We start from the raw sequence: 22,536 nt of genomic DNA on the forward strand, positions 1-22,536 counted from the left end.
ATCGCTCCACTTGTGCAATTTATAGTACAAGTATAAGTCAGCAAATGGATAAAAACTAGACTGCCTTTAGCCCCAGTGCCTCTTTTAGGCTCTTCAAATAACGCCGACTCACCGGGACTGACTGCCCGTCGCGCAGCATCAACTCGGCTTGCCCGCCATCTTCAAAGCGGATCTCTTTGAGATGCACCATATTGACCAGGTATTGACGATGGCAGCGCACCAGCGGTGTGCGGCTTTCGAGCGTGCGCAACGTCAGTTCGGTAAAGCCTTCAGCGCCCTGCGCATTGGTGACATATACCCCACTCATGCGGCTGCTGGCATACATCACTTCTTCCATCTGGAGCAGGTAAATCCGGCTCTGCCCGGTACAAGGGATAAATTTAAGATCTTCCTGGTTAGGCGCAAGCAGTGTCATATCCTGATCGACGCGCTCATGGCGCAGGCGTTGTAGGGTTTTCTCCAACCGTTTGCTGTCTATTGGTTTAAGCAAATAGTCGAACGCATGTTCTTCAAAAGCTTGCACCGCATACTCGTCGAAGGCGGTGAGAAATACGATGTAGGGGCGCTGTTCAGGGTCAAGCATGCTCACCATTTCCAGCCCACTGATGCGCGGCATCTGGATATCAAGAAACACCACGTCCGGATGCAAGCGATGCACCGCGCCGATGGCTTCTACCGCATTACCACACTCCCCCACGACTTCAATGTCAGGCTCGTTTTGCAGCATGATGCGCAAATTCTCTCGCGCCAGCGGTTCATCATCGACAATCAGCACTTTTAACATGGGGTTTCCTCCAGAGGTAAACGTAGAGTAATACGGGTAAATCGGTCTGACTCATAATCCACTTTAATACCGCAATCATCGCCGTAACGGGCGCGCAGACGTTTATCTACCAGACTCATCCCAAGTCCACTGGACGTGTTTTTTTCCTGATATAAACCGGCGTTGTCTTCAATAGAAAGCTGCAAATAATCTCCATTCTGGCAAGCATTAACCGTCACCTCCCCAACACCAAGCAACTGCGAAGTGCCGTGCTTAATGGCATTTTCAACAATGGGTTGCAGAGTGAAAGCCGGTAACTGCACCTGCGAAAGTGACTGAGGAATATTCAGTTGCACGCGTAAACGTGACTGAAAACGCGCCTGTTCGATTTGCAGATACGCATTTACATGTTCGATTTCATCGGCGAGCGTCACAATCTCGCTTGGGCGCTTGAGGTTTTTACGAAAGAAGGTCGAGAGATATTGCACCAACTGGCAGGCCTGCTCGTTATCCCGGCGGATCACCGCCACCAGCGTATTCAAAGCGTTAAACAGAAAGTGCGGGTTCACCTGCGCGTGCAGAAGCTTGATCTCTGACTGCGTAAGCATCTGCTTTTGTCGTTCATATTGCCCCGCTAAAATTTGCGCAGATAGCAGCTGCGCGATGCCCTCACCCAGCGTGCGGTTAATTGAGCTAAACAGGCGGTTCTTCGCTTCATAAAGTTTGATGGTGCCAATCACGCGGCTATTTTCACCGTACAGAGGGATAACAAGCGTCGAACCGAGTTTGCAATGCGGGTGCAGTGAACAACGGTACGGCACTTCATTGCCGTCGGCATAGACCACTTCGCCGCGTTCAATTGCCTGCCAGGTATATTCAGACGAGATCGGGCTGCCAGGTAAATGATGGTCGGCACCGATTCCAGTAAACGCCAGCAGCTTCTCGTGATCGGTAATAGCAACGGCTCCGATATCCAGCTCCAGATGTAACACCTGTGCCACTTTCATACTGTTTTCCTGGTTAAAACCCCGGCGCAGAATCCCTTCTGTCGAGGCCGCAACTTTTAACGCGGTTGCCGAGAATGCCGAGGTGTATTTCTCAAACATCGCGCGCTTGTCGAGCAAAATACGCATAAATAACGCAGCACCCACGGTGTTGGTTATCATCATCGGAGCGGCGATACTTTTCACCAGATTCAACGCATCGGCAAACGGGCGAGCAATCAACAAAATAATGCCCATCTGGAAGAATTCAGCCAGCAGCGTAATACCGCCTGCGGTCAACGGATTAAACAGTAAATCGCTGCGCCCACGGCGAATCAGCAAACGGTGCAGCAGCCCACCAAGTAGCCCTTCGACAATGGTGGAAACCATGCAACTTAGCGCAGTCATGCCTCCCATCGAATAACGATGTAAGCCCCCGGTTAAACCCACCAGTCCGCCAACCAGCGGCCCGCCGAGTAACCCGCCCATAACCGCGCCAATCGCCCGCGTGTTAGCAATGGAATCGTCGATGTGCAGCCCAAAATAGGTGCCCATAATGCAGAAGATGGAGAACGTGACATAGCAGAGTAATTTGTGTGGTAAACGTACTGTGACCTGCATCAGCGGGATAAACAGTCGCGTTTTACTCATCAACCAGGCGATAACCAGGTAGACGCACATCTGCTGAAGCAGCAGTAACACCAGGTTAAACTCGTACATTGCGCCCGCCATTGAGTGTTAAACGGCGCGTAACATACAACGATGTGGCTTAACTTTCTTTGAAGGGATTCAATAATTTTTGATTTTGGGAATAAATATCCCTCTCCCCAGGCTGTCTCTTAGTCACATCTTTGTGAGAAGGGAGACAGTTCCGTTCACCCGATGTTCATTGTTTCATATAGCCACTGAACTGGTGAACGTCTTAGGGTGACCACCGTCGTCACCCTAAGAACCCGGACTCCCGGCAATTTAATGACCGGGCGCCTGGGTTATCAAGGGGTCGGCGTTAACCCCTTGATACGCTCACCGTTTTCGGGAATTAAAGAGATAACAGAACGCACGGGTGAACGGAAAATCAACGAGGCTTACAGGTCTCACCCTGACAAAATGCCCGGGTGAGTTGTGTATAAGAGACAGCCCCCAGGGGAGGGAAAGAGGCTGGTTTTCTCCTTCTCCCTCAGGGAGAAGGCAGGGATGAAGGTGGTTTTAAATCAAACCGCTCTGAACGCAATATCCGCAGGGATCACTTCGCCTTCCCAGTAAAGCTGCGCTGCAACGCTACCCGCCAGTTGACGGTAGATAGCGGTAAACTCGCTTTCTGGACGGTTGATCACTGTTGGCTTACCGGCATCAAGATCTTCACGCAAAGTAATGTGCAGCGGCAACTGGCCCAGTAATCTGGTGTGATATTGATCCGCCAGTTTCTGTGCCCCGCCGGTGCCGAAAATCGGCTCATTGTGACCGCAGTTGCTGCAAATATGCATGCTCATGTTTTCAACGATACCCAGCACTGGCACATCAACTTTCTCAAACATCACAATGCCTTTACGGGCGTCGATCAACGCAATATCTTGCGGCGTGGTCACCACAACAGCACCCGTTACGGGAATGTTCTGCGCAAGTGTGAGTTGAATATCACCGGTGCCTGGCGGCATATCCAGCACCAGATAGTCGAGATCCGGCCACATGGTTTCTTGCAGCATCTGCAAGAGTGCCTTGCTGGCCATCGGCCCGCGCCACACCATGGCGTTTTCATCAGTGACCAGATAACCAATGGAGTTGGTTGCCAGGCCATGCGCCAGAATTGGCGTCATATGCGTGCCGTCGGGAGACGTTGGGCGTTCGTGTTCCGCACCCAGCATCGTTGGGATAGACGGGCCATAAATATCCGCATCCAGAATCCCGACTTTCGCCCCTTCGGCAATCAGCGCCAGCGCCAGGTTCACCGCGGTACTCGACTTGCCGACACCGCCTTTGCCTGAGGTCACCGCAATAATGTTCTTCACGCCATTAATGCCGGGGTGATTTTTCACACGCTTTAAGGTGGCAATGTTGTGGCTGAGTTTCCAGTCCACCGCTTTCGCCCCAGTAATGCGTAGCAAATCCGAGCTGCACTGCTCTTGCAGCGCTTCAAAACCACTGCGCCAGACGAACGGCATCAATAGCTCAACATGCAGCGTGTCGTCTAACATCGCGACATGATGCAAGGCTTTAAGCGCGGTCAGATTATGTTTGAGGGTTGGGTGCTGAAAATTGGCCAGTGTCCCGGCGACCATCGCGCGTAGCTGCTCGGGGGAACGACTTGACGGGGATTGCGAATTCATCCCGGCTCCTTATGTTTTTATTGTCGGACATTGCAGTTTGTTAAGCATACCAGATGCGACCAGGCGCGATAAAATTTCCTTGATCGCCTTGTGTGGTTTACCACAAGGCGGCTCTCAGTTAACATCTAAGGCCCTTTTCTATTTAGAAGATGCAATTTCTACTATGGCTCATACCGCGAAAAAATTATTGGTAACGTGCGCACTTCCGTACGCTAACGGCTCAATCCACCTTGGTCACATGCTGGAGCACATCCAGGCTGACGTCTGGGTCCGTTACCAACGAATGCGCGGCAACACGGTTAACTTCATCTGCGCAGACGATGCACACGGTACGCCTATCATGCTGAAAGCACAGCAGTTAGGGATTACCCCAGAGCAGATGATTGCCGAAATGAGTCAGGAGCATCAGACTGATTTTGCTGGCTTTAACATCAGCTACGATAACTATCACTCCACGCACAGCGACGAAAACCGCGAGCTGGCGTCGCTGATTTATGGCCGTCTGAAAGAGAACGGTTTTATTAAAAACCGCACTATTTCTCAGCTTTTCGACCCGGAAAAAGGCATGTTCCTGCCTGACCGTTTCGTAAAAGGCACCTGCCCGAAATGTAAAGCACCTGACCAGTACGGCGATAACTGTGAAGTTTGTGGCGCAACATACAGCCCAACCGAGCTGATTAACCCGCAATCCGTGGTTTCTGGCGCAACACCTGTAATGCGTGATTCCGAGCACTTCTTCTTTGATTTGCCGTCGTTTAGCGAAATGCTGCAAGCATGGACTCGTTCCGGTGCGCTGCAAGAGCAAGTGGCGAACAAAATGCAGGAGTGGTTCGAGTCTGGTCTGCAACAGTGGGATATTTCCCGCGATGCGCCTTATTTCGGTTTCGAAATTCCTGATGCACCGGGCAAATACTTCTACGTCTGGCTGGATGCGCCAATTGGCTACATGGGTTCATTCAAAAACCTGTGCGACAAACGCGGTGATACAGAAAGCTTTGACGAATACTGGAAGCAAGATTCCACCACCGAGCTGTATCACTTCATCGGTAAAGACATCGTTTATTTCCACAGCCTGTTCTGGCCTGCCATGTTGGAAGGCAGCGGTTTCCGCAAGCCAACCAACCTGTTTGTTCACGGCTATGTGACGGTGAATGGCGCGAAGATGTCCAAATCTCGCGGCACGTTCATTAAGGCGAGCACCTGGCTGAACCACTTTGACGCCGATAGCCTGCGTTACTACTACACCGCTAAGCTCTCTTCACGTATCGACGATATCGACCTGAACCTGGAAGATTTCGTGCAGCGTGTGAACAGCGACATCGTTAACAAAGTGGTTAACCTGGCATCGCGTAACGCCGGCTTTATCGCCAAGCGTTTTGATGGCCAGCTGTCTGCTGAAATTGCTGACCCGGCGCTGTACAAAACCTTTACCGACGCGGCACAAAGCATCGGCGAAGCGTGGGAAAGCCGTGAGTTTGGTAAAGCCGTGCGTGAAATCATGGCGCTGGCAGACGTTGCAAACCGTTACGTCGATGAGCAGGCTCCGTGGGTTGTGGCAAAACAGGAAGGCCGTGATGCTGACCTGCAAGCCATCTGCACCATGGGTATTAACCTCTTCCGCGTGCTGATGACCTGGCTGAAACCGGTTATCCCTACGCTTGCTGAACGTGCTGAAGCATTCCTGAACTGCGAACTGAGCTGGGATGCTATCCAGCAGCCGCTGCTCGACCACAAAGTAAATAATTTCAAAGCGCTGTATAACCGCATTGAGATGAAACAGGTTGAATCACTGGTTGAAGCGTCGAAAGAAGAAGTGAAAGCGGCTGCCGCTCCGGTGACTGGCCCACTGGCTGATGACCCGATTGGTGAAACCATCGCGTTTGATGATTTCGCGAAAGTGGACCTGCGCGTTGCACTTATTGAAAAAGCGGAATTTGTTGAAGGCTCTGACAAGCTGTTGCGTCTGACGCTGGACCTTGGCGGTGAGAAACGTAACGTATTCTCCGGCATCCGTTCTGCTTATCCAGACCCGGCCACGCTGGAAGGCCGTCTGACCATTATGGTGGCAAACCTGGCACCGCGTAAAATGCGCTTCGGCATCTCGGAAGGGATGGTGATGGCGGCAGGTCCTGGCGGGAAAGATATCTTCCTGTTAAGCCCGGACAGCGGTGCGCAAGCAGGTATGGCAGTTAAGTAATCGCAACTGAGTAACATCTTTAATGGCTCCCCTAACCGGGAGCCATTTTTATTTCCCGCCAAGGGTATATATCTAAAAATTAACTTAGCTTTGCCACCAGCAAATCTTTAAGTTATGCGTAATCGTTATTTCGGTTATTAATTTGTAATTTTTATACTGCGGACTCACTTCACCATTAATGGTCCGCCACTATGACAATTCATTCTTCACATTCTGACGTTGAATTTAAAAACCTGACTATTCGCCGCGTTGCCGGAAATATTGGCGCTGAGATTGTTGACTTCAAAATAACACCTGACATCGATGAAAATATATTTTCACAAATAGAAGCTGCACTGGTGAAATATAAAGTTCTCTTTTTCCGTAAGCAGACACAATTAAATGACGAATCTCACCAGGCATTTGGTGCACGATTTGGCAAAGTTGTCGCACATCCTACCGTCCCGGCACCTACCGGTACCAAACTCTTCGAACTGGATGCCTCTAAAGGCGGCGGCAGAGCAGATTCCTGGCATACCGATGTCACCTTCGTTGAAGCTTTCCCAAAAATTTCTATTTTGCGTGGCGTCAAAATTCCTGAATACGGTGGCGATACCGTGTGGGCAAATACCGCGACGGCTTATGAAAACCTGCCTGAAGAGTTAAAGCGTTTTGCTGAAAGCCTGCGAGCGGTTCACAGCAATGATTATGACTATGGCGCAGACCGTATTGTGGCCGAACAGCAGCGTCTGGATCATCACCGTAAAGTCTTTGTTTCTGCGGTTTATGAGGCAGAGCATCCGATTGTCCATGTGCACCCTGTAAGCGGCGAAAAAGCACTGCTGCTCGGGCATTTCTTCAAACGCTTATCTGGCTTTAGCAGCCGTGAATCATCACGCCTGTTTGAGCTGCTGCAAAACCGTGTCATCCAACTGGAAAATACCGTGCGCTGGCAGTGGCAGCAAGATGACGTAGTAATTTGGGATAATCGTGCAACGCAGCATTACGCGGTCAATGATTACGGTACGCAACCGCGCCTCGTACGCCGCGTCACCATTGAGGGCGATGCCGCTGTTGCCGTTGATGGCAGCCGTAGCCGCACCTTGAGCCGCCCGAACGCGCAATCTCCCGTCAGCGAAGTGGCCTAAGCCGCGAAATAAAAAGGAAGAGAATGATGCAACGTCGGGATTTATTGAAAGCGATGGCGGCCTTCGGGGTTTATGCGATGGTACCGTCTTTTGCACGCGGCGCTAACGGTGCCAAAAAGTATGATGGCGTGACGCTGAATGTCTCGACGTTTAGCACCGCCTACCCCACTTTACTGCGCCAGTGGCTACCAGAATTTGAAGCTTTGACCGGGGCGAAAGTGAACTTCGATACGCCCGCGTTTCCGGTTTATAACCAGCGGGCCGATCTCGAGCTGTCCACCAAAGGTTCCGCCTACGACGTGGTCAACGTGACGTTTATCTACACCAGCCGCTGGATCAACTCCGGCTGGTTGACGCCGCTGGACGAATTCATCGCCAACCCAAACCTGACCAGTGCCGAGTGGGATGTGCACGATTTCCTGGCCGGTGGGCTGGGGCCGGAAACCGGCGAGATGGCAAACTTTACGGTATTCCCTGGGTGCTTGAAGGGATGCTATCAGGCGCCTCGCGCTTTGACCTGGTGACGCAGGCGGGGCTTAAATACCCTGATACCACCGACGATCTGATTAACGTTTTCCAGGCCGTCAATAAAAAGGAACGTGTGGCGGCTTATGTGACCGATAGCCATTACGGGTGGACGTTTATTCCCTATCTGCAAGCGTTTGGTGGCAACGTCTTTCGCAATCCGCCTGACGACCTGTTCCCGACACTTGATACCCCAGAGGCTATCGCCGCTGCGGACTATTTTGCACGCCTGATCCGCGAGTTTGGCCCGAACGGTGGCCTGACTTACACCGCCGATCAATCGACTCAGGCACTAAAATTAGGACGCGTTAATTTCTCCGACTCAAGCCAGGCCTACCTGGCGCAGCTTGGCGATCCGGCATCTTCACGCACATTAAAAACCGTGAATTTCGGCCAACTGGTACAAGGGCCTGCTGGGCGCTTCCCTGGAATGGCGGTACACGCGCTGGGCATCCCTACCGGTTCGAAAAATAAAGAAGCGGCGTGGGCATTTATTCAGTGGGCGCTTTCTAAGCAAACCACGCAGCGGGCGGTTCAGGCGGGGTACGGTTCGCCAACACGTCGAAGCGATATTGATTCCCAGGCCTATCGCAGTAAGCAAATTATCAACGGTGTCGATTTGGCTCAGCTTTCGCTCGGTGCCATTGAACGTGCAGCCCAGGGTGGCTACATGAAATACCGCACCGTGGATGTTTACCCTCAGGTTGACCAGCAGCTCAACAAGGCTATCGCGTTGATTATTTCTGGTCAGCTTTCAGCGAAACAAGCTATGCAGCAGGCTCAAACTGCGTCAATTGCCGATCTCAGACGCTCGGGTGCGAAAATCTAAGGAGCCTTGATGAAGCGTAAAACCAACTGGCGTAGCCAACAGCGCAACGCCTGGCTGGCTGGGTTAATGCCGTCGATTATTTTGCTAGTGGTGATTACGTTATTACCGGCGATGGCATTAGTTATTACCAGCCTGACACCGTTAAGCCTGACTAATCCCCAGGAAACATTTAATTTTAGCGACCCGTTGATTAATTACCGGCAACTTCTCGAGGACCCACGCTTTCTTAATTCTATTATTACGCAAATAAAATTATCGTTAGTCAGCGTGTTATTCCAGGTGATTATTGGGTTGGGTTTAGCGTTGCTATTAAATGGTGCATCAGCATGGCTACATACCGCCAGGACATTATTTTTGATTCCCATGGTGCTACCACCGATTATCGTGGCACTTATCTGGAAAATCATTTACACCCCGGATATTAGCCCGCTGCATCAAGTCTTAGAGCTTTGGGGAATCACCCTCAATTCGCTGATTGCCAATCCCGCGACGGCTTTATGGGCGATTGCGGTGGCGGATATCTGGCAGTGGTTCCCGTTTACCATGTTAATGGTGCTCGCGGCTTTGCAGATGATCCCACGTGACCCGCTGGAAGCCGCAAGTCTGGATGGTGCGCGTGCACATAATATCTTCCGCTATATCGTGTTGCCCTACATCAAACCGGTGCTGGTGGTCTGCGCCCTCTTCCGGCTTATCGACAGCTTTAAAGCCTTTCCGCTGATTTACATTTTGACCGACGGCGGCCCAGGCACAGTCACTGAAGTCACCAACTATTACGGCTTCATTCAGGCGTTTAATTTCTCGTACTGGGGCTATGGCAGCGCGATCGCGGTGGTCATTCTGGTCGGGGTATTTGTACTGAGCTATATCATTGGCAAAGCGGGGTGGAGCGATGAGCGAAAAGCTAGCGCTTGAGCAGGTGTCTGGTAGCACCAGACGCAGAAAACCTTTTCGTCTGCGCGGCAGTCGGGAAGTCGCCACCTGGCTATTACTGTTAGCAGTGCTTTCCCCGTTCCTGTGGATGGTGGTGATGGCATTTCGCCCGGCCATTGAGGTGTTTGATCTCACGCTGTGGTTTACCCCGACGCTGGACGCCTTTCGCGCACTCTGGCAGGGGAATTTTCTCCACTCGTTCGGTAACAGTCTGCTGGTGAGTTCGCTGTCAACAGGGCTTTCTCTGGTCATCGGCGTTCCCGCGGCATGGGTATTAACACGCTGGCAATTCCCCGGGCGCAGATACGTGGCACTCTGGATCCTGGTGACCCGTATGGCACCGCCCATCGCGTTCACCATCCCCTTTTATCTCGCCTGGCGCTGGTTAGGGTTGCAGGACACCGTCATCGGGCTGGCGATTGTCTATCTCACCTTTAATCTGGCGATTGTTATCTGGCTGATGCAGACCTTTTTTGCAGCCGTCCCTACAGCTTTAGAAGAAGCGGCCTGGCTTGATGGTTGTTCTATATGGCGAACGTTCTGGACCATCACGCTACCGCTTGTGGCTCCTGGCTTAGCAGCGACCGCCATTCTGTGTTTTATATTTTCGTGGAACGATTTCTTCTATGCCTTGATCCTGACTCGCACTCAGGCCGTCACGGCACCAGTGGCTATCGTTAACTTTCTCCAGTATGAGGGGTGGGAGTGGAGCAAAATAGCGGCCAGCGGCACGCTGGTCATGCTTCCGGTTGTGGCATTTACGCTGCTGGTGCGCCGCTATCTGGTTCACGGCCTGACTGCTGGCGGTCTCAAGGACTAAATCATGGCAACGATTACGTTAAGCAATATTCATAAACGTTATGAAGATAACGTGATAATCAACGGGCTGGACTTAACCATTCACGAAGGCGAGTTTGTCGCGCTGGTTGGCCCTTCTGGCTGTGGGAAATCCACCCTGCTGCGTATGATCGCCGGGCTTGAAAGCATTACCGACGGCGAAATCGCGCTGGATGGTGAAATCGTTAACGATATTTCCCCACAGGATCGAAACATCGCGATGGTGTTTCAGAACTATGCGTTATATCCGCATATGACCGTGGCAGAGAACATGGGGTTTTCGCTCAAGATGCAGGGCGTGACAAAACTGCTGATTGATGAACGCGTCGCTCAGGTGGCACAAACGCTGGGTTTATCCTTGTTGCTCAAGCGTAAACCTGGTCAGCTTTCTGGCGGCCAGCGTCAGCGTGTGGCCATGGGGCGAGCTATTTTGCGCAACCCGCGCGTATTCCTTTTTGACGAACCACTGTCAAACCTTGACGCCAAGCTGCGGGTCGAGATGAGAACCGAAATTAAAGCACTGCACCAGCGCCTGAACGCCACCATGGTTTATGTGACTCATGATCAAGTCGAAGCGATGACGATGGCCGACAGGATTGTGGTGCTCAAAGATGGTGTCATCGAGCAAGTCGGTACGCCACTTGAGTTGTACGACCGCCCACGTAATGCTTTTGTCGCCGGGTTTATTGGTTCACCTTCAATGAATTTACTTAGTGGCAAAGTCGACCGTGAATCGGTGGTCACCGATGATGGTTTGCGCCTGCCGTTAGCCAACGTTCCTGCCGTCGTACAGGGGCAGCGAGTCTTGTACGGCGTGCGGCCAGAGCATTTTTCTCAGGTTACACAAGGAGGGGTGGTGGCAGAAGTGAATGTCGTAGAACCCACCGGTGCGGAAACACAGATTGCCCTTAATATCGGTAATCAAAAGGCGATTGCGGTATTCAGAGACAGGATACAAACAAAACCGGGGAGTGAAATGCGGTTACTGCCAGACGTTCAGCTAGCGCATCTGTTTGATGAGCACAGCGGCGCACGGATTAACTAGCGCTGGCGTTCAGGGGAACAGCACACACCGGCTTCCCCTGAACGTGACGAATCCTCAATGACCCTTTACCGCAAGACCAGAAGATTACGCATCCGTTCTGTTGCCGACCGTCTTATCTTTTAAGAACACAAACATCAGGCCCAGCCAAATCACACCACCCAACAAATTCAGCAGGCTGAACAAACCATTCCCGCCTAACAGATAAGCATGTTTGCTCACTTCGATACCCACGGTGAAGATAAACATCTGCAACATCCCCATCGCCGCCGAAACGGTGCCTTTGCTCATATCACTCGCAAACAGTGTCAGGCGCACCAGTCCTGCGTTAGCAAGGCCAATACCAAATGCGTAGAGACTCAACCCGGCAGTCATCCACAAATATGCGTGCGTTGACGCCACTGTCGCCACAGCGGCAACTACCAGCCCTGGCACAATCCACCAGCCACCCATGATAATCAGCGAACGCACGCTACGACGAGAAGTTAACCGCGCCAGCACCAGGTTGCCAATAATCAACGCGCCAAAAATTGGCACCTGCAATAAACCGTATTCATACGTCGAGAGCTTTTCACCGCTAATGATAATAATCGGCGATTGCGCAATCCACGCCAGCAGCGGCAGGCTGACAAAACCGATAGCCAGCGAACCGGCCACAAAGCGTCCGTTTTTCAGCACCAGTTTGTAGTCATGGCCCAAATCACGCAGCGAGAGCTTTTCGCCCAGGCGCGTCGCAGTTTCCGGCATCGCACGATGCAGACCGAAGAATGAGAATGCCGCCAGCGCCGCAAACAACACAAACATCGTTTCCCACGGTGCGTAGTGGATCCATGCGGCCCCAACCAACGGGCCGAGCAGCGGTGCAATCAGCGCAACGTTCGCCATCAAAGCGGTGATTTTGATACACACCGCTTCCTCAAACGATTCCTGAATCGCCGCGTAACCCACCGCGCCAATAAAGCACAGGCTCACACCCTGCAAGAACCGCAAGAATGTGAACTGTTCGATGTTTTGCGCCAGCAATGTCGCAAGACAAGTGACGATAAACCACACCACGCCGGTCAACATGACCGGGCGACGGCCAATACGGTCGGACAGCGGCCCCAGCAGCCACTGCAAGAACATGCCACCAGCCAGATATGCGGTCATGGAGGTCGGCACCCACTCGATCCCCGCGTTGTATTGTTCGACAACCGCCAGCATGCCTGGCTGGATCATGTCATTGCCGATATACGTAGAAAATTCATAGAGCACCAGGCACAGCGGGAATAGCAGTGCCTGGCGACCCAGTCGCTTATTATTTTGCATGAGAAACTCAAAGGAGAAGAAAAACGAACGAAGTGTAATAAATTGCCCTCGCGGTAGATAGTGAATTGTTATTTAAGGGAGAGAATCGCTGTTTTGTTTAAGGTTTTCTTAAGAAGCTCAAAGTAGGCTGTCGTCCTATAGTCACGATGCAGGGCGTGCGGCATCATCTTCATTTGACGGGCTAAGGAACTCAAAACGTTATGATCGAACAACTCAATCAGTCGCTCTTTCTGCTGATTAATGCAACACCGGATTCTTCTGAATGGTTGATTAAATTTGCCATTTTTATCGCCAAAGATTTGATTAGCATTGTGCCATTGCTGATTGCCATTTTGTGGTTATGGGGGCAACGCCGCCAGATGACCGCGCAACGTGTTGTGGTGATTAAGACTGCACTAGCCATCATTATTAGCGTGTCGCTGTCGTGGGTTATCGGCCATGTATTCCCACATGACAGGCCGTTTGTCACAGGCTTTGGCTACAACTTCCTGCACCACGCACCGGATGACTCCTTCCCAAGCGACCACGGCACGGTGATTTTCACCTTCGCGCTGGCATTTTTGTTCTGGCACCGCGTGTGGTCGGGCGTAGTGTTATTTGTGATTGGCTGTGCGATTGCCTGGTCGCGTGTGTATCTCGGCGTGCACTGGCCGCTGGATATGCTCGGCGGGTTACTGGTGGGCCTGTGTTCTTGTTTACTGGCTCAAATGGTATGGAACTGGTTCGGGGTACAACTTCACGCCCGCCTGCATCAGGCTTATCGATTCTGTTTTGCCCTGCCAATCCGCAAAGGCTGGGTGCGTGACTAACTGTTTTTGCAAAGGTAAGATGCGTTAATCGAAACCCGGCGATGCCGGGTTTTTCATATTCAGAGGGCATCATGGAAACCCGGCGCGACGAACGCATCAACCGCCTGATTCAGGCGCTTAAACGCAGCGACAAAATTCACCTTAAAGAGGCTTCCGCGCTACTCGGTGTCTCTGAAATGACTATTCGCCGCGATCTCAACAGTGAATCCGGTCCCGTGGTGTTATTGGGCGGCTATGTGGTGCTCGAACCACGTAGCGTCACCGCCAACCATTATTTGTTAAGCGATCAGAAAACCCGCCGTATTGACGAGAAACGCCATGCCGCGCGCCTTGCAGCAGCAATGGTTCGCCCACTTCAGACGGTATTTTTTGACTGCGGTACCACCACGCCATACATCATTGAAGCGCTGGACGATGAGCTGCAATTTACTGGAGTATGTTATTCGTTAAACACCTTCCTGGCGCTACAAGATAAACCAGGCTGCCGGGTGATTTTGAGCGGGGGTGAGTTTCATTCCAGCAATGCGATTTTCAAGCCGATTAACTTCCAGGAGTGCCTGAACAATTTCTGCCCGGATATCGCCTTCTTCTCAGCGGCAGGCATTCATACCCGTCACGGAGCAACCTGTTTTAATCTCGATGAGCTGCCAGTAAAAAATTGGGCGTTAGCGATGGCACAACAGCGTGTGCTGGTCGTGGATAGCAGTAAATTCGGCAAAGTACGTTCAGCCTGCATGGGGCCACTTGCTGCTTTTGATTTGATTATCAGTAACGAAGAACCTGACGCGGCGTTTGTTGAATTTGCCGCGTCGGAGAATGTTTCTTTGCAATGGTGAACAATAAATAGCTCCTCCAAAATAATTCGAGTCGCAGGAAGGCGGCAAGGGAGTGAATCCCCAGGAGCTTACATAAGTAAGTGACTGGGGTTCACGAGCGCAGCCAACACATCTGCGGCTCGAAGTATGAAGGAGGAATTACGAGAACCAGCTGCCGAACCAAGAATGAAACTTCATCAACACAAAATCCCACATCCGGCTAAAGAAACCACCCTCTTCGACTGCTTCCATCACCATCAATGGGCGCTGTTCAATTGATTTACCATTAAGCTGGAAATCGATAGTACCAACTACCTGGCCTTTCTTGAGCGGCGCGGTAAGCTGCGGTTCGGTCAGAGAGAAGCTCGCTTTCAGGTTCTTCAACTGGCCGCGAGGAATAGTGACAGAGCCACCTTCACCGGCCCCGAGATTCACTTCGCTTTTATCCCCAAACCACACGCGTTGAGTAACAAAAGTGGCATCCGGTTTAATCGGTGTAACGGTTTCAAAGAAGCGGAAGCCCCACGTCAGCAGTTTTTCACTTTCATTGAAACGAATACGATCGGTTTTAGTGCCCAGCACCACGGAAATCAAACGCATATCACCAGAAGTCGCCGAAGCCACCAGGTTGTAGCCCGCCCCTGTAGTGGTGCCGGTTTTCATGCCATCTACGTTAAGGTTAGAGCTCCACAGCAAGCGGTTACGGTTCGGCTGCTTGATGTTGTTAAAGGTGAACTCTTTCTCTTTGTGGATGGCGTACTCTTCTGGCACATCATGAATCAATGCCCTGCCGAGCAGTGCCATATCGCGTGCGGTACTGAACTGCCCAGGTGCGTCCAGGCCATGTACCGTTTTAAAAGTGGTATTGGTCAGGTTGAGTTTCTGCGCATAGTTGTTCATCAAACTGACGAAAGAATCCTGACTGCCTGCCACATAATCAGCAATTGCAATACTGGCATCGTTACCTGACTGAATAATTACACCTTTATTCAAATCTTCAACCGAGACTTTATCGCCTGGTTTCAGGAACATGAGTGAGGAACCACGCAGCGCAGGATTACCGGTTGCCCACGCATCTCTGCCAACGGTGACCATATCGGTAAGCTTGATCTTATCAGCCTTGATAGCCTGCCCAACCACATAGCTGGTCATCAGTTTAGTCAGACTCGCCGGATCGAGCTGGGAATCAGCATTGCCTTCGGCCAGAACTTTGCCGCTGGCATAATCCATTAAGATCCAGGCTTTAGCATCAACTTGCGGTGCATCAGCAGTCTGTTCTGCACTAACCGCAGGCGCGGCTATCAACAGCAGGGTTGTACCTGCCAGTAATGCTCGTAGCGAAGCAGGGATTTGCAAAGTTTTCATAACACCACCCAGTATCCATTCTAAAAAAGTCACGACGCACGCCGTTACTCAATCGTTCAAGTTGCCAGTAAGCTAACTTGCGAAACCACATAATGAAACATAGTGTTGGTAAAGTTTTTTAAGTTTATTCGATAACTGCGCGACTTGCCGCCACGTTGATGAGTTTTTTACCTGCCGTTGATGTTCACTGCTGTTTTCTTCATCAGCCCACGGCATACTGAAGTGCAAACCCACATACAGAGGAAACAAAATGATCACAGTTTGGGGCAGAGACAATTCGACAAATGTGAAGAAAGTGTTGTGGTGCCTGGAAGAATTAGGTGTGGCGTATCAATCAGTTCCTGCGGGTGGCAAATTTGGTAAAACCCACGATGCCGAATATCTGGCAATGAATCCCAACGCGCTGGTGCCGTGTATTCATGATGACGCCACCGACTTAACGTTATGGGAGTCCAATACCATCGTGCGTTATCTTGCCGCGCAGTATGGCAAAGAGACTTTGTGGATTGCCGACCCCGCCACTCGCGCGCGTGGTGAAAAATGGATGGACTGGGCAGGCACAACGCTTGCCGGCCCACATCGCGGCGTGTTTTTCAGCCTGGTGCGAATCGCGCCGGAAGAGCGCAGCCAAAAACTGATCGACGAGAGTATCGCGCAATGCAACACGCTGTTTGCCATCGTTGAAGCGGAACTAGCGAAGCAAAAATGGCTGGGAGGCGACGAGTTTAGCGTTGCGGATATCGCCCTTGCCCCAAGCGTTTACAACCTGCTCAATCTCGACGTGCAGTGGAACGATTTCCCGAACTTGCAACGCTGGTATCAGCAATTGACCCAGCGCCCGGCATTCAAGAAAGTCGTGATGATTCCGTTAAGTTAATACACTAGGCTTATGGGCTAATTTTCAGTAATTGCCCGTCAGACTCGTCGGTCAGGACATAAAGATAACCGTCCGGGCCGACGCGCACATCACGAATACGCGCCCCGTGGTCGTCCAGCAAACGCTTTTGCCCGGTGACTTTATCGCCTTTCAGCGTCAACTCAATCAGGTTCTTCTCTTTTAGCGCACCGATAAACAGCTTCCCTTTCCACTGTGGGAACTTATCGTTGTTATAGAACGCCATGCCGCTCACCGCCGGGGAAACCTTCCAGTAATAAACAGGCTGTTCCGTGCCTGCTACGATTTCACCTTTCGCTTCGGGAATCGGCAAACCACTGTAATTAATGCCCCAGGTTGCCAGCGGCCAACCGTAGTTTTTACCCGGTTGCGAGACGTTTATTTCATCGCCCCCACGTGGGCCATGCTCATTTAGCCACAGCTCGCCATTGGCGGGATTAAACGCTAGCCCTTGTGGGTTGCGGTGCCCGTAAGACCATATTTCGCTAAGAGCGCCCTGCTTACCTGCAAATGGATTGTCCTGCGGCACCTCACCGTCTTGCGTCAGGCGTACCACTTTGCCTTGCAGCTTATCCAGATCCTGCGCGGTAGCGCGCTGGTTATTCTCACCAAGCGCAATAAATAGATAGCCTTTGCCATCAAATGCCATGCGTCCGCCGAAGTGGTTGCCGGTGGAGAGTTTTGGCGCCTGGCGGAAGACCACTTTGAAATTCTCCAGCCGCTGCATATTGCTACTCAAAGTACCGTAACCCACGGCAGTTCCCGCTTTGTCTTCGCTGTTGCCTTCGGCAAAACTCAGCCAGATGCGTCGACTTTTTTCAAAGTCCGGTGCCAGAACAACATCCAGTAACCCGCCTTGCCCATGCGCCCAGACTTTCGGCACACCCACAATCGGGTCACTCAGCCCTTCACCTGGCTGCCAACGGCGCAATTGCCCATCACGCAGTGTGATAAGCATCCCTTTACTGTCAGGCAAAAAAGCTAACGACCATGGGTGGTCGAGCTTGCTTTGTAGCACCTCAACTTTGACTTCCGCAGCCCAACTGAAGCTTGCTGAAAATAATAATGTTGCAGCGATGAATGAGCATAATGGCGACCGTGGCATAACCTTCTCCTTATCGGTTTACCCGATAAGGTTAGTCTTCCAGGATTGGTAGGATGGCAATTTTACAAAAACTTAAATTGGGGGAGTCGCCTCCCCCATATATCACGACTCTACGGCCAGTTGGTGGCCCATAATATCTTTCAGGCTGTCGGAAAGTTCAGACAGGCAGCTTTCCAGTTTTTCGGCATCGATGGCGATATATTGTGGGCAATCGTGGCGCCCGGTCATCAGGCAAACTCCGGCAGAACAGACCGCACTCATTCCGTGGTTAATACTTTCCATTTCTTGCGCTGCAAGGTGGAATTTGAGGCGTATGGCCTTCTCACGATACTCAGTAGACAGGTCGAACAGGTTATCGCGCAGATGCTCAGTTTCAATCACAGACATATAGCCTTTGGCTTTTCTCAAAGAGAGATAAGCGGCGATGTCTATTTTGGCGATAATCATCTTTTTCAAGAGATCTCGTTTGAGTGGCTCCCCAGTCATGCATTTACCCTCCATGTGGTTGGAATCGATAACACACACTTATAGTATGGATAAATTTTAAGCTACTCTGTCTTTTTTGCCGTGTTTTTTGATCCCCGGCAACAACCTTTACAATGGCTAACAATCGCAGTGAAACAAAGGATTACGCAGCGGCATTGACACTGCAGGTCGCAGCCTGACTCTGCTCCTCAAGCATCTGGCGTAACACACTGTGCCCAAGGTTATTTTGCCAGGTGAAACTGTTTTGCAGCACCACAACGGCAAAATGATTCACGCGATCAATACCTATATAGCTGGAGTAACCGCCAATATATCCCACCTGATAAGTGATGGATTGCTCGCCATAGGTATCTGTCACCCAGGCAATATTGGCGGCTTCTTTATCCCGCGGATAATAGACCTGCATCGTATCGTGAATCGCTTTATCCAACGTTGCATCACCAGTGCTGGCGAGATGCGCGGCGGCAAAAGTCAGTAAATCGGCAGTGTCAGTATACAAACCACCCGCGCCAAGCATATTGCCGGTGAACTGCCAGTCAGGCACGACTTGCCCACGCGGAATAAACTTCGGCTGGCTTCCCGCATGGCCAATGGCTCGTAGCGGATAGCTTTTCAGTTTTTTCGGGGTAAAGCTGCTGTTATGCATCCCGAGAGGATCAAAGATCAGCGATTGCACCAGTTGGTCAGCTCGCTGGCCGGTCTGGTAGCGCAGAACATAATCGAGCACCGCATAACCCAGGTTTGAGTAACGCGGTTCGGCATTGCCAGGTTTGCTGAAGTCAGCCAGGTCTGCAACAACATCGTCACTATCAAGATGCGAATAGAAATTCTCACCGTTGCCAAGATAACGAATAAAGGCCGTCAACATTGGCAAATCCATATTTTGCCGTGGCAGGCCAGAAGTGTGCGTGACCAGTTGAAGCAGCGTGATTTTTTTCGCATCACGGCTTAACGCCACCGATGGCGGCAGCAAGGTTTCGAGCGTATCTGACCAGTGCAAGCGCCCCTGCGCCACTAACATCGCGGTCGCCTCAGCAGTCATGCCTTTACTCAACGAACCCACGGCGAACAAGGTATGTTCATTGACCGGCTTCTTGTGCTCTGTATCGGTGATACCAAAATGCCAGTAATGGCGTTGATTACTGGCATCAATCACTCCAACCACCATGCCGGGTGATTGCTCCTCAACCATGGCAGGCAACCATTGTTCGATATCACGAGTTGCAGGCTTCCCACAGGCTCGCTGCGCTTTTTGCGGCACTTCAGCCTCAGGAGCGACGTTCGACAGCGTTCCACACCCCGCCAACATAAAACCGAGCAGCAGCGTACTCAGGCGACGGGATGCATTCTTCAATTAGTTTGCCGCCACACAAGGTTTGGCATCAAGGCCGATGAACATGGTGCGGGTTTCACCGACTTTCTTCAGGCCGAAATTGCTGCTGTGGTAACGGTAAAACGCCTGACCGCCGCTCATGCGTTGGTAAGAATAACGGTCGCCGTTGTACCAGGCATAATCGCCATCAATTGCCAGTTTCTCACCACCGCAAACAAACTTCTGCGCCGTGGCTGGCGGGGTGTTCAGCGGAGTAGGAATAATGTTGCAGCCGGATAACAGCAAGGCACCGGCCAGCATCCCGGAAAGGGCTATAATTTTTCTCATCATGTGATTATCTCTTTAAGCGGGACGTTAAGAAAAAACAAGGCGGGAAGATAATAGAACCAGCGCCCCTGGTAAGCAAAAACTAAGGCACTTCAATGATTCTGAAATTTCATCTTGTGCGCTGGAAAAAAACAACCAGTAGAGCCACGCCCCAAACCCGTGTAGAATCGCCCGGTTTTTATTTCTGTTTAATTTGTGAGCGTAAAACCCATGCAACAACCCCGTATTGGCTTTGTCTCCCTCGGCTGCCCAAAAAACCTCGTCGATTCTGAACGAATTCTGACTGAGCTGCGCACCGAAGGTTACGATGTAGTGCCTAGCTATGATGATGCCGATATGGTTATCGTTAACACCTGTGGCTTTATCGACAGTGCCGTACAAGAGTCGCTCGAAGCGATCGGTGAAGCGCTGAACGAAAATGGCAAAGTGATTGTGACCGGCTGTTTAGGGGCCAAAGAAGATCAAATCCGCGAAGTGCACCCTAAAGTTCTGGAAATCACCGGCCCGCATAGCTACGAACAAGTTTTGCAGCACGTTCACCACTATGTGCCGAAACCAAAACACAACCCGTTCTTGAGCCTGGTGCCGGAACAAGGCGTGAAGCTGACCCCGCGTCACTACGCTTACCTGAAAATTTCCGAAGGCTGTAACCACCGTTGTACCTTCTGCATCATCCCTTCAATGCGTGGCGATCTGGACAGCCGTCCGATTGGCGATGTGTTGTCTGAAGCGAAACGTCTGGTTGATGCGGGCGTGAAAGAGCTGCTGGTGATTTCGCAAGATACCTCAGCTTACGGCGTGGACGTTAAGCACCGCACCGGTTTCTACAACGGTGAGCCGGTGAAAACCAGCATGGTTAGCCTGTGTGAGCAACTGGCTAAACTCGGCGTCTGGACGCGTCTGCACTACGTTTACCCATATCCGCACGTTGATGATGTGATCCCATTAATGGCGGAAGGCAAAATCCTGCCGTATCTGGATATCCCACTACAGCACGCCAGCCCACGTATTCTGAAGCTGATGAAGCGCCCAGGCAGCGTTGATCGCCAGTTGCAGCGCATTAAGCAATGGCGCGAGATCTGCCCGGATCTGACTCTGCGTTCTACATTTATCGTTGGCTTCCCTGGCGAAACCGAAGAAGATTTCCAGATGCTGCTCGACTTCCTGAAAGAAGCGCGTCTGGATCGCGTCGGTTGCTTTAAGTTCAGCCCGGTTGAAGGTGCTACCGCCAACGAACTGGCCGATCCTGTGCCAGAAGAAGTAAAAGAAGAACGCTGGAACCGTTTCATGCAGCTACAACAGCAGATCTCTGCTGAACGTCTGCAAGAAAAAGTGGGTCGCGAAATTCTGGTTATCGTTGATGAAGTTGACGAAGAAGGCGCGATTGGCCGCAGTATGGCTGATGCTCCAGAAATCGACGGCGCGGTTTACCTGAATGGCGAATCCAAATTGAAACCAGGTGATGTGGTGCGCGTGAAGGTTGAAAACGCGGACGAATATGACCTGTGGGGTTCAGTGGTTTAATTTCTGAATGTCGGATGGCGCTACGCTTATCCGGCATACGAAAAGACGTTGTAAGGTGGATTAGCGCAAGCGACATCCACCTTTTTTTATCCTCTGACTACCCTTTTATCTTCGGATCAAGCGCATCGCGCAGCCCATCCCCCAGCAAATTAAACGCCAGCACCGTCAGGAAAATCGCCAGGCTCGGGAAGATCGCCACATGCGGCGCGATCACCATGTCCGCTCGCGCTTCGTTGAGCATCGCGCCCCACTCCGGCGTCGGCGGCTGTGCACCTAAACCCAAAAACGACAAACTCGCCGCAGAAATTATCGACGTGCCAATGCGCATGGTGAAATAGACCACAATCGACGAAACCGTACCCGGCAGAATATGGCGAAAGATGATGGTCGCGTCCGAGGCACCGATACTGCGTGCTGATTCGATAAAGGTTTGATGTTTTAGTACCAGCGTGTTGCCGCGCACCAGGCGGGCGAAGGCCGGAATACTGAAAATCGCCACCGCGATAATCACGTTCGACATGCCGCTGCCCATCACCGCGACGACGGCAATCGCCAGCAAAATCCCAGGGAAGGCAAACAGCACATCGCAAATGCGCATAATCACCCTGTCCCACCAGCCTTCGTAATAACCGGCCAGCAAACCGAAGAACGTGCCAATCAACGCGCCGATTAATACAGAAAATACGCCCGCTGCCAGCGAAATTTGGGCGCCAACCAGCACGCGGCTGAAGATATCGCGCCCGAGGGAATCCACGCCAAACCAGTGCAGCATTGACGGGCCATCGTTGAGCCGGTCGTAATCAAAATAGTTTTCCGCATCGAATGGGGAAATCCACGGTGCAATCAGAGCAATAACAATCAAAAACAGTACGAACATCCCAGCAAACATTGCCACAGGTTGCTTACGCAAGCGGCGCAGAAATTCGTGCCAGGGCGTGCGCACCTGCTGTGGCCGAACTATCGGCATCGCGTTCAGTACCGCCTGGCGGCGCCAGTTAAAGAGTCGCAT

21 protein-coding genes are annotated in these 22,536 nt (G+C 51.7%); 11 read left to right on the forward strand and 10 right to left on the reverse strand.

The genetic code is table 11. From position 1 onward, the window contains the following. Positions 1–55: 55 nt before the first annotated feature. The 3 genes from btsR to apbC form a co-directional block, all read right to left on the reverse strand. Positions 56–784, reverse strand: a complete 729-nt coding sequence (btsR, locus tag LVQ77_RS09865) for a two-component system response regulator BtsR (RefSeq protein WP_232904352.1) — start codon at positions 782–784, stop codon at positions 56–58. Then, positions 778–2,466 (reverse strand): sensor histidine kinase, encoded by a 1,689-nt coding sequence (locus LVQ77_RS09870; RefSeq protein ID WP_232865178.1) that lies wholly within the window; start codon positions 2,464–2,466, stop codon positions 778–780. The genes btsR and LVQ77_RS09870 overlap by 7 nt, the downstream gene beginning before the upstream one ends. A gap of 491 nt (positions 2,467–2,957) precedes the next feature. After that, complete coding sequence (apbC, locus tag LVQ77_RS09875; protein ID WP_134185311.1) at positions 2,958–4,070, reverse strand: iron-sulfur cluster carrier protein ApbC; 1,113 nt, start codon at positions 4,068–4,070, stop codon at positions 2,958–2,960. A 163-nt stretch (positions 4,071–4,233) separates the two neighbouring features. Here apbC and metG point away from each other — a divergent pair, with 163 nt between their 5' ends. From metG to LVQ77_RS09905, 7 genes are all read left to right on the forward strand, one after another. Next, complete coding sequence (gene metG / locus LVQ77_RS09880; protein ID WP_232865176.1) at positions 4,234–6,267, forward strand: methionine--tRNA ligase; 2,034 nt, start codon at positions 4,234–4,236, stop codon at positions 6,265–6,267. A gap of 191 nt (positions 6,268–6,458) precedes the next feature. Beyond that, positions 6,459–7,394: a TauD/TfdA dioxygenase family protein gene (locus LVQ77_RS09885; protein WP_232904353.1), complete on the forward strand. Its 936-nt coding sequence runs from the start codon at positions 6,459–6,461 to the stop codon at positions 7,392–7,394. 23 nt (positions 7,395–7,417) lie between these two features. Then, positions 7,418–7,918, forward strand: a complete 501-nt coding sequence (locus LVQ77_RS22265; RefSeq protein WP_255666863.1) for an extracellular solute-binding protein — start codon at positions 7,418–7,420, stop codon at positions 7,916–7,918. Beyond that, positions 7,885–8,748, forward strand: a complete 864-nt coding sequence (locus LVQ77_RS09890; RefSeq protein ID WP_255666864.1) for an ABC transporter substrate-binding protein — start codon at positions 7,885–7,887, stop codon at positions 8,746–8,748. The genes LVQ77_RS22265 and LVQ77_RS09890 overlap by 34 nt, the downstream gene beginning before the upstream one ends. 9 nt (positions 8,749–8,757) lie before the next feature. Then, positions 8,758–9,663, forward strand: a complete 906-nt coding sequence (locus LVQ77_RS09895; protein WP_232904354.1) for a carbohydrate ABC transporter permease — start codon at positions 8,758–8,760, stop codon at positions 9,661–9,663. After that, the gene (locus LVQ77_RS09900) at positions 9,641–10,501 is read left to right on the forward strand and encodes a carbohydrate ABC transporter permease (RefSeq protein ID WP_232865172.1); all 861 of its coding nucleotides are present in this window, start codon (positions 9,641–9,643) and stop codon (positions 10,499–10,501) included. The genes LVQ77_RS09895 and LVQ77_RS09900 overlap by 23 nt, the downstream gene beginning before the upstream one ends. A gap of 3 nt (positions 10,502–10,504) precedes the next feature. Next, positions 10,505–11,563, forward strand: coding sequence for an ABC transporter ATP-binding protein (locus LVQ77_RS09905; protein WP_232904355.1), 1,059 nt, complete (start codon positions 10,505–10,507; stop codon positions 11,561–11,563). Positions 11,564–11,647: 84 nt separating this feature from the next. On the opposite strand, the gene LVQ77_RS09910 is transcribed toward LVQ77_RS09905, so the two are convergent. Further along, positions 11,648–12,868 (reverse strand): MFS transporter, encoded by a 1,221-nt coding sequence (locus tag LVQ77_RS09910; protein ID WP_232865170.1) that lies wholly within the window; start codon positions 12,866–12,868, stop codon positions 11,648–11,650. Between the two features lie 200 nt (positions 12,869–13,068). On the opposite strand from LVQ77_RS09910, the gene ybjG reads away from it, so the two are divergent. Both ybjG and deoR read left to right on the forward strand, forming a co-directional pair. Further along, positions 13,069–13,677, forward strand: a complete 609-nt coding sequence (gene ybjG, locus LVQ77_RS09915; RefSeq protein ID WP_232904356.1) for an undecaprenyl-diphosphate phosphatase — start codon at positions 13,069–13,071, stop codon at positions 13,675–13,677. Positions 13,678–13,748: 71 nt separating this feature from the next. Further along, positions 13,749–14,513 carry a DNA-binding transcriptional repressor DeoR gene (gene deoR, locus LVQ77_RS09920; RefSeq protein WP_232865168.1) on the forward strand — a complete coding sequence of 255 codons (765 nt, stop codon included), beginning with the start codon at positions 13,749–13,751 and terminating at the stop codon, positions 14,511–14,513. A 138-nt stretch (positions 14,514–14,651) separates the two neighbouring features. On the opposite strand, the gene dacC is transcribed toward deoR, so the two are convergent. Then, a complete protein-coding gene (gene dacC / locus LVQ77_RS09925; RefSeq protein WP_232865167.1) occupies positions 14,652–15,857 on the reverse strand; it encodes a serine-type D-Ala-D-Ala carboxypeptidase in 1,206 nt (401 codons plus the stop codon). Between the two features lie 250 nt (positions 15,858–16,107). Between dacC and LVQ77_RS09930 the strand changes: the two genes are divergently transcribed. Continuing rightward, a complete protein-coding gene (locus LVQ77_RS09930; RefSeq protein ID WP_232904357.1) occupies positions 16,108–16,734 on the forward strand; it encodes a glutathione S-transferase family protein in 627 nt (208 codons plus the stop codon). Positions 16,735–16,744: 10 nt separating this feature from the next. Here LVQ77_RS09930 and LVQ77_RS09935 read toward each other — a convergent pair whose 3' ends face one another. The 4 genes from LVQ77_RS09935 to LVQ77_RS09950 form a co-directional block, all read right to left on the reverse strand. Continuing rightward, complete coding sequence (locus LVQ77_RS09935) at positions 16,745–17,857, reverse strand: PQQ-dependent sugar dehydrogenase (RefSeq protein ID WP_232904358.1); 1,113 nt, start codon at positions 17,855–17,857, stop codon at positions 16,745–16,747. Positions 17,858–17,959: 102 nt separating this feature from the next. Then, entirely contained in the window at positions 17,960–18,358 is a 399-nt protein-coding gene (locus tag LVQ77_RS09940; RefSeq protein ID WP_370645009.1) for a biofilm formation regulator BssR, read from the reverse strand. Between the two features lie 127 nt (positions 18,359–18,485). Then, positions 18,486–19,697: a serine hydrolase domain-containing protein gene (locus LVQ77_RS09945; protein ID WP_232904359.1), complete on the reverse strand. Its 1,212-nt coding sequence runs from the start codon at positions 19,695–19,697 to the stop codon at positions 18,486–18,488. Next, on the reverse strand, positions 19,698–20,006 hold the full coding sequence (locus LVQ77_RS09950; RefSeq protein WP_232865163.1) for a hypothetical protein: 309 nt from the start codon (positions 20,004–20,006) through the stop codon (positions 19,698–19,700). Between the two features lie 207 nt (positions 20,007–20,213). Between LVQ77_RS09950 and rimO the strand changes: the two genes are divergently transcribed. Beyond that, entirely contained in the window at positions 20,214–21,527 is a 1,314-nt protein-coding gene (gene rimO / locus LVQ77_RS09955) for a 30S ribosomal protein S12 methylthiotransferase RimO (RefSeq protein ID WP_232904360.1), read from the forward strand. Positions 21,528–21,624: 97 nt separating this feature from the next. Here the strand turns inward: rimO and gsiD are convergent, their stop codons facing one another. After that, a complete protein-coding gene (gene gsiD, locus LVQ77_RS09960; RefSeq protein ID WP_232865162.1) occupies positions 21,625–22,536 on the reverse strand; it encodes a glutathione ABC transporter permease GsiD in 912 nt (303 codons plus the stop codon).

The sequence above is a fragment of the Buttiauxella cochleicola genome, assembly GCF_021282435.1.
Classification (GTDB): Bacteria; Pseudomonadota; Gammaproteobacteria; order Enterobacterales; family Enterobacteriaceae; genus Buttiauxella; species Buttiauxella massiliensis.